General features: G+C 30.9%; 8 protein-coding genes. 3 read left to right on the forward strand and 5 right to left on the reverse strand.

Features of this window, described 5'->3' with window-relative positions:
* Positions 1 to 64: 64 nt before the first annotated feature.
* Entirely contained in the window at positions 65 to 3790 is a 3726-nt protein-coding gene (locus V9L04_RS17725) for a T9SS type A sorting domain-containing protein (protein ID WP_338791255.1), read from the reverse strand.
* Between the two features lie 231 nt (positions 3791 to 4021).
* Here V9L04_RS17725 and V9L04_RS17730 point away from each other — a divergent pair, with 231 nt between their 5' ends.
* Positions 4022 to 4816, forward strand: coding sequence for a hypothetical protein (locus V9L04_RS17730; protein WP_338791256.1), 795 nt, complete (start codon positions 4022 to 4024; stop codon positions 4814 to 4816).
* A gap of 20 nt (positions 4817 to 4836) precedes the next feature.
* Here V9L04_RS17730 and V9L04_RS17735 read toward each other — a convergent pair whose 3' ends face one another.
* Genes V9L04_RS17735 through V9L04_RS17745 form a run of 3 tightly spaced genes read right to left on the reverse strand, consistent with a single transcriptional unit; the run spans position 4837 to position 10726 of the window.
* Complete coding sequence (locus tag V9L04_RS17735; protein ID WP_338791257.1) at positions 4837 to 8613, reverse strand: hypothetical protein; 3777 nt, start codon at positions 8611 to 8613, stop codon at positions 4837 to 4839.
* 28 nt (positions 8614 to 8641) lie between these two features.
* Positions 8642 to 9193 (reverse strand): hypothetical protein, encoded by a 552-nt coding sequence (locus tag V9L04_RS17740; RefSeq protein ID WP_338791258.1) that lies wholly within the window; start codon positions 9191 to 9193, stop codon positions 8642 to 8644.
* Between the two features lie 3 nt (positions 9194 to 9196).
* A complete protein-coding gene (locus tag V9L04_RS17745) occupies positions 9197 to 10726 on the reverse strand; it encodes an AAA family ATPase (protein ID WP_338791259.1) in 1530 nt (509 codons plus the stop codon).
* 444 nt (positions 10727 to 11170) lie between these two features.
* Here V9L04_RS17745 and V9L04_RS17750 point away from each other — a divergent pair, with 444 nt between their 5' ends.
* Complete coding sequence (locus V9L04_RS17750) at positions 11171 to 12352, forward strand: transglutaminase domain-containing protein (RefSeq protein WP_338791260.1); 1182 nt, start codon at positions 11171 to 11173, stop codon at positions 12350 to 12352.
* 357 nt (positions 12353 to 12709) lie between these two features.
* On the opposite strand, the gene V9L04_RS17755 is transcribed toward V9L04_RS17750, so the two are convergent.
* On the reverse strand, positions 12710 to 14101 hold the full coding sequence (locus tag V9L04_RS17755; protein WP_338791261.1) for a DEAD/DEAH box helicase: 1392 nt from the start codon (positions 14099 to 14101) through the stop codon (positions 12710 to 12712).
* Positions 14102 to 15052: 951 nt separating this feature from the next.
* Here V9L04_RS17755 and V9L04_RS17760 point away from each other — a divergent pair.
* Positions 15053 to 15490 carry a hypothetical protein gene (locus V9L04_RS17760; RefSeq protein WP_338791262.1) on the forward strand — a complete coding sequence of 146 codons (438 nt, stop codon included), beginning with the start codon at positions 15053 to 15055 and terminating at the stop codon, positions 15488 to 15490.
* Positions 15491 to 15574 lie beyond the last annotated feature (84 nt).

Raw genomic sequence — 15574 nt, forward strand, 5'->3', positions numbered from 1 at the left:
AAAAATCATCAACAAAACAGATTTGCTGATGACTTTTTTTATTCTTTTTAAGAAATGCTAAAAATTACTTTTTCAAAACTACTTTTTTATAGAATATTCCTTTTTGAGAAACAATTTTTACAAAATAAATTCCATTACTCAAGTTATTCAAATCAAGAGTGATTTTATTAGAATTTGTAATGAGAGTTTTTTGTAGTTCCATTCCCAAAGCGTTTACTAAAATTACTTCACTAGCATTCAAAACCGTATTCAATTCTACATTTAATAAAGAAGTAGTCGGATTTGGATATATTTTGATGTAATTAGCCTTGATAAAATCATCATTAGATAGAATTTTATCTATTGTAAATGGCTCAGAAGTAATAGATGTATCTCCACTAGAAATAACGACTGTATAAACTCCAATTCTATTTTCTAATGTTGATAAGTCTAATTTTGCGCCTGTTTGTCCAGTTATCAAAACGCCATCTCTGTACCATTGATAAGTAACTTTTCCAGTCGGAACAGATAATGTAGCTTCAGTTTCATTAAAATCAATAGTAAATTTGTAGTCTGTGTTTGTAGATTGTACAATAACTGTATCTTGTTTTGCTTCTCCACAAACAGCAACTCTCCAAACTAGTTTTGTAGGGAAAGGTAAAAGTCCAGTAACTTTACTATTATTTTTAGAAGCATTTTCTAGCTCTCCAAAACCTGAAAGTAAAGACCAACTTCCAAATACTTGTGTCGCTTGTGCTGCTAAAGTAGCCGTAGAATTTGTAGTTTCTATATCGTTTCCTGCGTTGGCGACAAGCTCAAAATTAGCATCTGAACAGTTGAAAACAGGCAGATTCAAGTTAGAATTTGTTAGAGGAAGAACAGCAACTTTATTAGAAATTGTATTTGTAATAATTGGCGAATTAAAATCAAAATAAATAGCTGCTCTGTTTTTTATAACTGTTCCGATAGAGTTATTCGCTTTTTGTTTGATTTTGAATTTGATAAATCCGTGAGAAGCTGGCTCGTTTGAATTACTATCTGGAAGATTAATGTTATCAAACTCAAAACGCAAGACACGAGTATCAGCATCGCCATCAATCAATAATTTATAATCATGAGAAACCATTCCCAAACGAATTGTTTCTATATCTAAAAACTCTGAAAGCGTATCTAAAACTACGATATTTACAGCTTCAATGGTACCTGTATTTTGAAAGCGAATAGTGTAATCTAATTCTGTAGTTTTTTCTATTAGATTTTCATTTGTCAAGCCAAAAGGCACAACTTGTTTGTCATTAGGGTCATAACTATCCAAAATTTCTGAACACGAAGTTTCCGAACGCTCTCCACCATCATTTTGAGGAAGTGCCACTCCAGATTGTTGTACAGGAGCAACACTAACAACAGGATTAGGGTTTTCAGCTTTGGTCTTGTAAGGAATAGCAACTTGACAGCCTTCTACAAAAGCAGAAATAGGGTCGTGATTTTGAGGAAATAATTCCATTCTCATCGTCATTCCATTGGTAAATACTTCAATTTCTACTTCTCCATTTGCAGGTAATAATGTATTTCTTTCAGCAAAAACTTTTGAGTTAGCATATAGACGATATGGAATAGAGTCAGTAGATGTATTTGTTAGGTTTTTGATGGTATAGCGAGCGACTCCACCACCTACACAACGTCCAGAAATTTCGTATTTATTTTCGTTATCTGTCCAATCTTCACACATATTGGCAGGAGAAATGGTAGCTTTTACGCATTGCGTAAGTCCACGTATTGCTTCAATTCCACAAATAACTGAATCTTGAAAAATGATTTTTTCAGCATTTCCAGCAGCTAAACTACCAACATTAAAGAAATAGCTATTTCCTTCTTTCCTAGTCCAAGCAGGCGAACTAGAAACAGGGAATATATAATCAGGGTATTCTACTTTTACTTCTACATTTTGAGCTGTTGCAAAGCCTTGATTTTGGTACTCTACTGTTGTACTACTCATAAAACATCTTCTGCGACGTTCATTTGTTAAATCAATAGTAAGATAAGAACAAGGTTTTACTTTATAGCCGAAGTTAATAGAGTTTGGGTCTTGAAGTTGTAAATCCTTTATTACGACTTGTTTGATAGTATCACAGTTATTTTGGCTAGGAATATACTTGTAGAAATCACTGTTTAGTATTTTACTTTCTAGAACAACTGAGTCATTTTCGTTTGGTATAAAATAGCTTCCTTTTTTATCTGAAATAGTATAATATTGACCATTTTTTAAAATCAATGTATGAGGTAGACTCATATCACTGCTATTTGGCTCACAGTCAAAATTTCTATCGCTAAATGTTTTTCCTTCAAACCAATGTGGGGAATCTACAAAATCTGTATCACGTATCTTCATTACATAATTAAGCCCACAATTATAGCAAGGTACAAATGGAAGCTGTCCTGCTAATTCTTTGTTTTTTATATATAGACCACTCACATATATATACCCTGTGTCATCTACTGTTAAGCCTGGTCTTTTTGAATGTGACATAACATTTGAATAATTTTCACGTAATCCTAAATTAATGCCCCAGTTTAGCCCCTCAGATTTAGTATGTTTTAATAGAAATATTTGTCCCATAGGTAGCCCAGATTTTGTTTCAAGTGGGTATACCGTATTTCCAAATTTTACATTTTCCGAATAGGGCAAAAAACGAGCTATGATATATTTATTTTCAGCTCTATCTACAACAAAATCCTTTACCTCGAAATATTGATCTACACCACTTCCATTTCGCACATAATCATCTTGATGAACCACGTTACGATAGTTTTCTAGTTCTAAGACTGAAAGGAAAGGAAAGCTTCTTCCCGCAGCAAATAGCTTATTTTTCAAGTAAAATAATTTTAATTGTCCGAAACCTCCATTAGCACCTTCAATTACCCCATAATCTAATACTTCTCCATTAGGATTATAAGTAACTAGACAGCTACCAGCAGAATTTGGGTTATTGAAGTCATCGAATGTATCAAAGTTTTTAAAGGAAATTGTACCACTACCACCATAAGAACTAGTATATAGCGAGATATCATCGTCAGCACTAATTACTATATCTTCTAATATTGTTCCATGGGCTACATCTACTATTCCTCTGCTCCATACATATTTCCCATTTAGATCAAACTTAACCGTAACAACACCTGTATTAGTGTTTGATAATTGCCATTCTTGTATGGTAAAATCTTTATCATCTATTGTAACCCAAAACTGCCCACTAGTAACACCAGGTTTTCTTCCCATTATTGTCTCACACAAAAATGTATTACCTTGACTATCTACTACTATCTTAGCAGTTTCCCTTGAAGGTTTATTGAGGTAAAGAGCTCTGTGCCAAACTTCATTACCTTGTGGATCTAGTTTAAGCAAAAAATTGTCAATATCATCATATGTATTACCTTTCCACTTTAATTCTCTAATTAGGCGATGCTCATTTTGAGAAGACACTACAGGAACCCCTCCAACGCTATATAAAATTGATATATTATTAAAGTTATCAATTTCAACACTGACTTGATCACCCTCATAGGAGCTTTTGTCTGAAAACCAAACTCCGTGTCTAAACCAAATCAGTTGGTCATATTTATCCATTTTTGCTACAAAAAACTTCAAACCTGAATAGTTTGTAATTTTCATATCTATTTCTATAGAGTCACCAATGAAAAACGTAGAACCAGAAGTATAACCTGCAACTATTTTATTTCCCTGTTTATCAATTTTGATAGCCCTGATACTAGATGGTGCCCAAATAGATATGTCTTCAATTTGTTGTGCCAATATTTTTGACGATAGTAAGGAAGAAAAAAGAAATACCAAAAAAACCGTAAAAATCTGTTTCATATAAAATCGTAAATAAGTGAATAAAATAAAATACAAAGGTAAGGTTTGCTAGTAATAAATAGAAATTATTTTTTTAATTATAGATAATTATTTCAGAATGCAGCATTGAGTTATAAAATAACGTAAAGGAAATAAATTTAAAAGTCATAAAACGATATTGAATTAATTATGAAATCTACCTTACTTTATTTGCTTTTTATGGTTGTTATTTTTAGTTCATGCCAACCTAATTATTATGTTCCCAACATGCATACTGTTCCTTTACTTACTCAAAAAGGAGAAGGGTTTTTGTCAGTAGCATCAAGTAATCCTACTTTTGACTCTACAAGTCAAATAAGTGTTCAGACTTCTTATCTAATCACTAATCATTTTGCTGCTCAAACAAATAACGCATTTCATAATCTTATAACGGGTTCAACTAATATAATTAATTCGAATAATACTAATAAAATAGGAACAAAAGGACAAATGCACGAACTAGGTTTTGGCTATTTGTTTTCAGATTCTATAAAAAATCGTTTTCTAAAAAAAAATATTAAAAGGACTAGACATATAGGAATTTGGGGAATAGCAGCAATAGGAAATATAGAAACCTATATTCAAAATCAAGGAAAACTAAATGCTAATATGTTTTTAGTGGGTATAAATCCTACTTTTAGTAAATCAATGAAGTATATTTCTGCCTCTATGTCTTTCAAAACATTTTATTTGAGATACACTAAAGTAGAAGGAGATTTGCTTTTTGGAGGTAAAGAGGAAGTGGAATATTTATCAAATCGCAAACATAATTTTATAATAGAACCAGCCATGACAGCAAGAATAGGACTTGAAAAGTTTAAATTTGTATTTCAGTTTTTGTGTAGTAATAATATTAAATATGGTAATGAAAGACAAACCTCATTGATTTTAAGTTTGGGATTGACCTATAATTTTTATACGCAAAAAAATAGCAAAATCGATTGAGTTTTGAGAAAAACAAACTACTAAAAAAGCGCAGTAACCTGTATTCTACCAATATGAATGGCAGCATTATCTTCTGATTTTCTACCTTCATAAACGACACTTAGCTGCAAACCATTGAAAAGTTTTTGTTGTAGATTCAAATCCCAAGTTAGATTTTGCCCTGCTCGTAAGGCTTCCAAAAGTTCGTAACTGACAGGCGTGTTATTTTCTCCATTATAATCAATATTGAGCGTTCTGAGTCGGACATTAAAAACTCTATCGCCTACTTTTGAATAACGTAATTCTGTCCTAAATTCATTAATTGTCGCTTTTTCTATGCCTAACGTATTTTGTTTTTGCTCAAAACGGTAGGCTGTTGTTAGTCTGAATGCTGTTGTGGGTTGCCAAGCGAGTTCTAGTTGTGGACGTAAAAGCTCTAAATTATAGGTTCTGTTTTCCAAAAAATCGGAGGCATTACTTCGTGCTCCTATCAAAAAACTAGATTTTGAAGCAATCGTTTTTGAAAGACTTAGTCTAAAAATAGTTTCATATTCTTCTACATTTTTACTTTCAAATCCACCTGCTAAAAGGTTTTTTTGATTCGTTAGTGTATAGCGAAATTCTCCTCCCCATTTTGGATTTGTTCTATTTAAAAATAAGACATTTCGAAGCGAACTTTGCTCACTCAAAACGTTTTCTTGATTGCGCTGCACAAAAGGAAGAAAACGTTTTTCAAAATCACTTTCTGTAGTTTTGACGGAATTTTGAACCGAAAAAACCACCGAAAAGAGTTGTAAGGATTTCTTTATAAATTTTGTTTTTTTCCATTTATTAGGAGGAGTAAGTGTGATTTTATAAATAAAATCAGTAGAAAAAGCTGTTAAATACGTACTTGTAGGTGTAAAAACTTTGATATAATTTCGTTCATCTGGATTGATGGCTTCATAAAATTCTCCCAATTGCTGCACACCATCATCGTTATCATCTCGCCACGTATGCGTTCCTTGCGTTCCGTCGACACCAATAAAAGTAAATTCCCTCGCTGGTTCTCGCCCCGTTACCGTCGAATAAGTGAGTTCTTGACGAATAGCACGCTCAAAAAAATCACTTCGCCAGTCGATTCTGCCCATTAGTGTTTCGGTGTCGTCTAGTTTTAGTGTATCCAAAAATTCTTGATTGTATTCTAATTTTCGATAAGTAGAATTAAAAGTCAGTTTTTGATTTGATTTTTCTCTTTCAAAATCCAAAGACATTTCTGCTCGTGCCGTTTGCGAATTGGTATAAGATTGAATAACTCCATTTTTTGGCAAAAAATCTTCTCTCAAAGCATATTCAATTCTATAATTTGCTTTTTTGCTGCTATCTCCTTGAAAAAGATAAAATTTGTGTTGTTCATAATTCATCAACGACGAAGTAACCGAATCTTGTGTTTTAAAAGTCTGTTTATCAACCGAATATGTATAAGCAGGAATAATGTAATTATTTTGATATTGCAAATCGGCATCATAACGCAGCCAAGAAACCTTTTGAGGGGTTGATAAAATAGCAACTTGACTATTTGGAATCGATGAAATAATAGAATTTGTATTCAAATCTGAAAAAGAACTGGCATTATTATTCTGAAACTGTAATTGATTTTCTCCATTCAAATAAAAACCATTGGTAGAAAGTTGAAATTTACCTACTTTTTTATTGAAAATAATTTTGTGTTGCTGTCCTGTAATGGCATTTTCTCGGTTTCTGTACGTAAAATTATACTCAAATTTGTTGCTTACATTTTGTTCAATAATCGCAAAAGCCTGTAAAATCTGGTCTTGACCTTTTGGCAATGCACCAAAAAAAGTGGGCAGCGTCCAATCTCTATCAAATTCTATATTTCTAAAACGGTCTATCGGTTCAAAGTTTTTATTATCTAATTCATAATCTATTCCGTAACTCAACTTATAATTATTCTTGAAAATAGAATTTTGAAATTTCTTTTCTTTCGTATGAATTCCTACAAAAAAAGCATTTCCTTTGTCGTCTTGACTATCAATATCTGAAAAAATATTTCTATCTCGGTCTGAAAAAGCTGCTTCTGCAAAAATACTTGTATTACTATTTGGAGAAAAATGAACTCCTGCATTAGTAAGCCTTTTGGAATTTGGCGCAGGAAGTTGTCTAATTGGCGCAAAATTTCCTTCATTAATTCCTGCAAAAACATATTCTTTTCCATTTGCAACGGCTTCTCCCAAAATATAATCGCCCTTATTTTGTCCCACTTCTGTAAACGAAACGGTATAAAAAGTTTGATTTTCGTTGTCTTGTGTGGCTCTCTGAAAAATCTGATAAAAGAAATTATCAATCAACGTGTCTTTTTTGATATATAGAATTTGATTGACAGAAAAATTTTCTACTTCTTCAGCACTTTCTACAACGGCAAGCGACAAACTATCGCCAATATTTTCTAAAAGTGTTTGTCTTTCTTCTGAAATATCAAAATTAATGGGTTGTTTTTCATTATCGCTTTCAGAATAATTTTCTATAAAAACGTTCCAAGATGATTTTTTTAGTTTTTTCGAATTGCTACTTTTATTCTTACTTGTAAAATTCACACTCGCCCCCAAATTCGAAATCGTTCGATTATAAAACTGATTTGTATATTCAAATTCTACACGAACCCTAGAAAATTGCGTAATCACAATGTGAGGATTAAAGGTAATTTCGGCAGTATTGTAGTCGATAATGTAATCATAATTAAAACCACGCTGCAAAAGCTGTCCATCTAAAAATATTTTTTCCGAACCTGCTTGAATGATAATAAAACGTTCATTATTTGCACCTACAAGTCTGTACGCACCTTGTACGCCTTCTTGAACAGGTAATTGATAACTTTGAAATTGTCCTTTTGCAGCAGCTAAACCGATTTTTTGCTGCGTAGAAAAAGTAGAATCTCTTTGAAAATTGGTTTGTAAAACTCCACCCAAAACGTTTTTATAAAATCGCATAAAATGTGGCGTATTTTTGCCAATTCCTTGCTGTAACACTACATCGCCTGCTGTAAGCGAAGCATTTTTATGACGAAGTTGTATCTGAATCCTGTCAAATTGCTGAATTTGTTGTGTATTTCCTTCGGGCTGAAAAGGAACATTTTGGTCGGAAATAATGGCTGTCAATTCTATTTCATCAGTCAGTTTTCCTTCTAATTGCAGATTTAGATTCGAATTTACAAAAACGTCTTGTCTATTTCCCACCGAAACACCACGAGTAATACTTCCTGCTTTTTGAAGGTTTGAGCTAAAAAGTTCTTGTCTTTCTTCTGTAATAACAGTATTTTTTTCTGCTTTTCTATCAACTGTATCAATAAAGTTTTGCATTGCTGCCTGTTCGTATTCTTCTTGTGAACGCTTAAAAGTCCAGTTTTTTATCTTGAAAGGAATAGTTTGATACGAAATTTTGATAGAATCTAATTGAATATCTTTTAGATTTGAATCTAAATAAAACAAAATAATCTGTTTTTCAAAGTCATAAGTTGCTTTTATTTTATTTATCTCGTTGGTGGACACAGGGGCAACGGCTAATTTTGGTTTTGTTTCTAAAACTTGAATAGAAATAGGAGGAAGAGAATCAATTTCTTTGAGCCAAAATGCGGTGTAATAAATTTTGTCGTTGGTGGAGACACCAACAACGGCAGAGTTTTTATTTACGGCAACCCACTTTGTTTTTTGAGAAAATGAATTTAGAGAATCAGTTTTAGCATCGTTTTTTTGAGTTTGTGCAAAAACGATTTTTGTGGAAATAAACAGGAAAAAAAATGATAGGAAAAAGAGGAAACGCATTTTTCATTTTCTTGATTTGAGAGCTTTTTTACTTATTTTGTTGAGAAATGAAAGGGTGTATTTGAATAAAATTATCTTGCCTACTAAAACCTTGATGATAATATTCTACATCTTTAGGTTTTCTCTTTGTGATTGCTCTGTTTGTTATTTTTCTATCAAAAAGAATATTTATAGCTTCAAATTCCTCTTGAACATCAAAATGAATCTTTAAAATCCCATTTATTAGACCAATAAAAATTTGACTATTTTTGAATTTTTTAGATATATCAGAAGTTTCATTTGACTTTAATTCTATTGAAAAAATATAATTTTTATCTCTTATTCTACAAAAAATAATAGCATCACAAGCCTTATTCAAATCTGTTACCTCATTAAATAATCGTCCTAAAAATTTATTAGTTGGATGGTCTAACTTGAAAGCCAAAAAACATTCATCAATTCCTTTTATAGTAACCGAACGAAGTTGTTTTGAATCTGTATTTTGTTCTTCTTCAATTTTAATTGATTTTTTCTCATTATTAAAGTCAATACAAACTTCCTCACAAATCAGAGCTTGAAGAGCCTTTTTTATATCTTCCATTAGCTAGATTTTAGAGTTGTTTTTTAGATTTTCTTCTTCTTTTTCGGCTGCCTTATTTTCATCAGATTCCAAAAAAGTATAATAAATATTATCCGAACGTTCATTAAGGTCTGTTATGACTTCATTAATCGAATCTATTTCAATTCCACGTTTTAAAAGTGGAACAGAAACGGCTGTGTTTTTTCCTTTCTCAAAATAATAAACTCCTACTTGTTCGTTTTTTAAAAGTTCGTTTTCATTATATCTATATGTTTTCATTAATTCTTCTTTTTCTCCAAAAGAGTTAGAAAGCATCAATAAATTACTTAATTCTCTAATGATATAATCACTATGCGTACTCGCCACCACTTTAAAACCTTCATTAACCAAACGAGCCAAAAAACGAGCTACCAAAATCTGATTATCTGGGTGTAAATTTAGTTCGGGTTCGTCGATAATAATACAATCATTTTTCTTTGCTAAATGACGTAAATAAAAAACAAGAGAAGCAAGAGATTTTACAAGAGAAGAAGTCTGTGCAATTTCTAAAACTACATTTTCTTCATTTTCATTGTAGAAATTAGGTTGATATTGTAAACCTCCGTATTGTCCTACGATTATTTTTCCTTCTAAAATACTTTTTTCAAGTTCAATAGCTAGAAAATCGAATTCGCTTTTTTGTTTGGAAAGATTTAATAAATCTTCGGCTATTAGTAATTCGTCTGCTATTGGTTTTACATAACGATTTATATTTTCGTCTGCAAAGTTTAGTAATTTATTTCTTTCTTCTCCTTTTGTTTTTAATATTTTATCAAAAAACTGATTTTTGTTTAAGGCTAATTCTTTGCTGAAAATATTTATGGCTGCACGTTCAGAAGTGAAGATTTGACTTTTATAATTAAAACCTAAACAATTATGTAACAACGATAAATAAATACCATTTTTGATAAGGTCAAAACTTATATCCTTTGTAAGTTCAAACTCAATAATGTTACTATTTCTTTGTTTCTTTTCTTTTATTCCTTTATGATGTAAATATATTTCTCTATCTACTTCTGAATTGTAAAAACAGTTTTTAATAGTATTTTCTGTATATCCAATATTAATTTGTATTTTTTCTGACGTTTTTTTATCAAAAAATGAATTTAAATCAATCTCAGCAAAAAAAGCATTTGGAATAGGTCTGTTTATTAGTAAATCAGTTATTTCGTTAGCTATTTCATCCTTTAAACTGAATATTAAACTAGGTAGCAAATCTAAAAAATCTACCTTTACTTTACCCTTTGTATTTATTTCTTTTGCTATTTTTATGATAGCTTCATTATTTATTTCTTTATTTAAAGGTAGAGATTTTACATACCTTTCAAAAGAAATATCATATAGGGCTTCAATAGTGAAATCTAAGTGACGACTCAAGACTTGTTTTAAATAGTAAAAAAGATAAGCCACATAAGTTTTCCCAGTATTATTATGTCCACACAGTAAAATAAGGTCTTTGCTAAGGTCTATTTCTGCTTCTTTGAGTGCGCCTAGATTTTTTATGTTTAGTATCATTGCTTTTATTATTTTGCTAGTTTTTCTCACTCTAAAGAATGAGTTATATTTTTATTTTCTTGTGTAGATTTAGGTATATTTAATGCGTGGTGTTTTAGCGAAGTGACACCAACAACTAAATAATCATATTTTTTATAATTTTTCTTTGTATAGATTCTTATCTGAATGTTTTCTTCTTGATGAGTTGGTCTTAGTGTTTACAAATGTAAAGAAAAATGAGGTCTTCTGTATTATAAATTTTTCTACTTTATTTTACCTTTTTGTAAAAATTTCAAGTAGGGTATTTGTGAGTCTCGTAATGGCAAACTGACGTTAAAGATTAACAAAGGCGAGATAAAATCTATATACTTACAACGAAATAATATTGTTTATATTTGTGTTTTTAATTTTCACTAATTTGGCAAACCATCATTAGTAAACAAACATATAACTAAAGACGACACTATGAAATTGATAAAATTTACAATTATTTTTATCTTGATAACTCAGACAATTTTTGCTCAAAAACCGATAACTAATGATTTTTCAGCCATCGACAAAAAAGCATTGGAACTTCCTGACTCGTTGACAAAAAACACTGATTTTATTGCAAATTACATTACTTCCAACTTTAAAACTGACAACGACAAATCACGAGCAATATTTATTTGGGTTGCATCAAATATTCAATATGATATTGAAAATATGTTTGCAATAAATTTTTACGAAAAAAAAGAAGAAAAAATAGCAAAAGCTCTTAAAACAAGAAAAGGAATTTGTGAAAATTATGCTTTATTATTTACAGACATCTGTAATAAATCAGGTATTAAATCTTTTGTAGTTGAAGGTTATACAAAACAAAATGGTTTTACTGATTATATTCCTCATGCTTGGAGTGCAGCACTAATTGATACCTCATGGGTTCTTTTTGATCCAACTTGGGGATCTGGTTATATAGATAATGGGAAATTTTTAAAGAAAATAAACAATGAATACTATAAAGCTAGTCCAACAACACTCATTAAATCTCACATACCCTTCGATTATTTATGGCAATTTGTAAACTATCCAATAACAAACCAAGAGTTTTATGAAGGAAAGATTCAACAAAACAAAACTAAGGAATTCTTTAACTTCAAGGACACAATCCAAGTTTATGAAAAACAAAGTCATATTGACCAGTTAATTTTCACAGCATATCGTGTAGAAAAAAATGGGGTGAAAAATTCATTGATTTTTGACCGACTTCAACACTTAAAATTAGAAATAGAGAATTATCGACAAAATAAAACTGTAAATTTATACAATTCAGCAATTGTTGAATATAATGATGCAATTAATGCGTTAAATGAGTTTATAAATTACAGAAACCAAAAATTCACACCAAAGAAAACTGACCCTGAAATACAGAGCATGATTGATGTAGTAGTCGATAAAATAAAAGAGGCTGAAAATAAGTTAAGTCAAATTTCGACTACTGATGTAAATACAGTCAATATGATTAAACAATTAACTAAATCAATAGACGAGGTTTCAAAGCAATTAAATGAACAACAAGATTGGTTAACTTTATATTTTAGTAAAAGTAAATTAGGACGAAAATCCATGTTTTACAAAGTAAGTTGGTTTGGCATTCCTTTAAATTAAGATTTATTTACCCACTTGAGCAAGCTGTAAAAATATTACTAAAAAAATGGTTTTCAGAGAAAACACCAACCAAAGAAGTTGGTGTTTTTTTACACCAAAAATAATTTGTATCACCCCCTTAACTTTGTTATTTATACACCTTTACATCGGCTCAAGTTGAGTGAGGAGCTATTATTCGGTATCCTGCCGTGGTTTTTGTAGTTGGTATTATCTAATTGCAAACCAAAAAAATAGAGTTTCAAAAAATGAAACTCTATTTTTTTATCTCTATGTTTATTGTTGTTCATCGTAACGGCAAGTCGAAACTAAAGACCAACAACAGCACAGGTATTAAACTAATAATTAGGAGCTGTTTTTTTATTTTCCTCTTCCTTTTCCTCCAAATTTGGGGTTATTTGTTTTACGTCCTTTTGTTTTTGACTTTAGTTTTCCCAAATTTACAGAATTAGATTTTCCTCTAGAGTCTGAAGTACGGTTTCTTTCTCTATTTCTAGCAAAACCACCTCTTCCACTTCGTTGACGTGCTGCCAATTCTGCTTCTTCGATGTCTTCTTTTGAAGGGGCAGTAGGTTCAAAACCTTCTACTACTTTTTTCTCAATTTTTTCGTTAAGAAGTTTTTCAATATTCTCTACAAATTCAACTTCATCATGAGAAACCAATGAAATAGCATCTCCACCTGCACCTGCACGACCTGTACGACCAATGCGATGTACGTAATCCTCAGCAACGTTAGGTAATTCATAATTAATTACATACGGTAAGAGTGGAATATCTAATCCCCTAGCTGCAATATCTGTAGCTACCAAAACACGAATAGAACCATCTTTAAAGCCTTGTAGAGCTTTTGTACGTGCATTTTGAGTTTTATTTCCATGGATAGCTGCTGCCTGAATCCCTTTTTTTGTCATTTTTTCACTCAAACGGTTTGCACCATGTTTTGTGCGAGTAAAGACTAAAACCTGCTCCCATTCTCCTTCATCAATCAATTTTATAATCAAATCTGATTTTCGTGTTTTATTGACACTATAAACAGTCTGATTGATTTTTTCTACTGTTGTGTTTTCTGGAGTTGCTTCTACAGTAACATGATTATTTAATATTTTTCCTGCTAGAGCTTTTATTTCTTTAGAGAAAGTAGCCGAAAAAAGAAGATTTTGCCTTTTGGTAGGAACAAGTTTGATAACTCGTTTTATGTCATGCAAAAATCCCATGTCTAACATTCTATCAGCCTCATCTAAGACTAAAATCTCTACATCAGCAAGTGAAAGAGCTTTTTGTCCTTCCAAATCTAACAAACGACCAGGAGTAGCTACCAAAACATCAACACCATTCTTTAGCGTTCTGATTTGTGGATTTTGATTTACACCACCAAAAATAACAGCACTTCGAATATCTAAAAATTCACTATATTCTTTTACATTTTCAAAAACCTGTGCTGCTAATTCACGAGTAGGAGTGAGAATAAGACAACGCAAAGTACGTTTTCTAATCTTGGAACGTTGTTTTACATCTTGGGTAAGCAGTTGAAGCATAGGAAGAGTAAAGCCTGCTGTTTTTCCTGTTCCTGTTTGTGCTGAAGCCAAAACATCTTTTCTATCTAAAACAAAAGGAATTACTTTTTCTTGAATAGGCGAAGGCGAACTATAACCTACTTTTTTTACAGCTTGAAGAAGCTCATCTGAAAGACCTAAATCGACAAATGATTTGGTCGTAGTATCTGGCGTATTTTTTTTACTAATTTCTGACATATAAATGGATTGTGAAATGAGCATTTATAAATCACAAACAGAAAGTTTTAAAATAAAAGCAGTATGTTTGTTAAATCTCATTTCGGAATGTAACTACAAAGATACTACTTATTTTTGATTGTTATTAAACATTATACAGCTTTGGAGTAAAATGGTTTGCCTTTTCCATCTATTTCAAAACAATGAAAATATTTTTTGATAAAATGAAATTAAGACAAGAATTTGAACCTAAAATAGAAATGGCGAGAAGAAAATAGTAGAATATATAGGTTATTGTGATGAAAATGGAAATTTATTGAAATATAGAGAATTAGAAGATGAGCTACATAGACTAACAGATGAAAATAGGTCAAAATTTGACTTGTATGAATGGTGGGAAGCTGATGGAGTTGAAAATTTGTTTGTTAGTGTCTTTTCAATACTACAAAAAAAAAGTTTAAATCTAATTAAAAATAAATAAATTTGAGCTAAAGCTAAAATAACTCGTTTTTTATACACTTTATGAAACAATGTCTGGATTTGTAGTATAAAAAAATGTGTTTTATAATTTATTTTATAAATTTAGCTTTTAGTACACTGTTTCAAAAGTTTTATTGCATTTTGTTGTGCATTCAGTTCCTCAGAACTGAATGTTTCGCTTCCTCAGAAGCATGATTTATTTGCTTGAATCACGCTTCTGAGGAAGCGTTTCGTTCAACTCTGAGGAGTTGAACACACAAAAAACATTGTAAAATTTTTGAAACAGTGTATTTAGATATTTTTATAAATTGTTTTCATTATAAAATATTCGTAAATTAGAAAATTAATTTAGCCAACTTATAGGTAAATCTATAAAACTATTTTTTGGTAAAAAACTTATTATAAGTAATTCAAGAAACTGATACATTCAATATTTTACAGAAAAATGTATCATTTTATTATTTATTAAAAATTAAATCAGTAATTATCAGTATGGATTTTAATGCCCTTAACAAAGACCTAGAAACTATCATTCAGCAGAAAAGCATGCTCGCCGATATGGATTATAACGACGAAACGTATGACGATGCAGAAGAAAAATTACACGAGTTTGAAGATAATTTCTTAGAAAACTATGGTGAGTATTTAGAAGATATTTTGGAAGATTTGTATGAACAACATAGCCCAAGTTTAGATGTCCTTTCTCCTATTGCTTATATTGCTCGTAATTATTCGCCTTTAGAAGAAACCGAACACGGACAGCAGTATAGCTTTAAGCCACAAGATGCTGTTCAGTTTGAAGTACAAAAAGCTCCAAAAATGGATGCTCGCTTGGTTTTTATTCCTAACCCTGTTCGTCTTTTGCTCGTTTTAGACAAAAAAGAAGTAAGCGAACTTTGGAGACAACCTGAAGAAAGTTCTGTAAAATAATAATTTAATTATGAATTACGGATTATGTTATGTTCTTAAGTTATAAAACATCGTAATTCGTAATTTTTAATTCATAATTGAAAA

The sequence above is a fragment of the Bernardetia sp. MNP-M8 genome (assembly GCF_037126285.1).
In the GTDB taxonomy this organism is placed as follows: Bacteria; Bacteroidota; Bacteroidia; order Cytophagales; family Bernardetiaceae; genus Bernardetia.

Bases quoted from the DNA above. Each gene is read 5' to 3' on its own strand.
- V9L04_RS17745 (WP_338791259.1), bottom strand. From the start codon at position 10,726: ATGATACTAAACATAAAAAATCTAGGCGCACTCAAAGAAGCAGAAATA.
- V9L04_RS17740 (WP_338791258.1), bottom strand. From the start codon at position 9,193: ATGGAAGATATAAAAAAGGCTCTTCAAGCTCTGATTTGTGAGGAAGTT.
- V9L04_RS17730 (WP_338791256.1), top strand. From the start codon at position 4,022: ATGAAATCTACCTTACTTTATTTGCTTTTTATGGTTGTTATTTTTAGT.
- V9L04_RS17755 (WP_338791261.1), bottom strand. From the start codon at position 14,101: ATGTCAGAAATTAGTAAAAAAAATACGCCAGATACTACGACCAAATCA.
- V9L04_RS17735 (WP_338791257.1), bottom strand. From the start codon at position 8,613: ATGCGTTTCCTCTTTTTCCTATCATTTTTTTTCCTGTTTATTTCCACA.
- V9L04_RS17750 (WP_338791260.1), top strand. From the start codon at position 11,171: ATGAAATTGATAAAATTTACAATTATTTTTATCTTGATAACTCAGACA.
- V9L04_RS17760 (WP_338791262.1), top strand. From the start codon at position 15,053: ATGGATTTTAATGCCCTTAACAAAGACCTAGAAACTATCATTCAGCAG.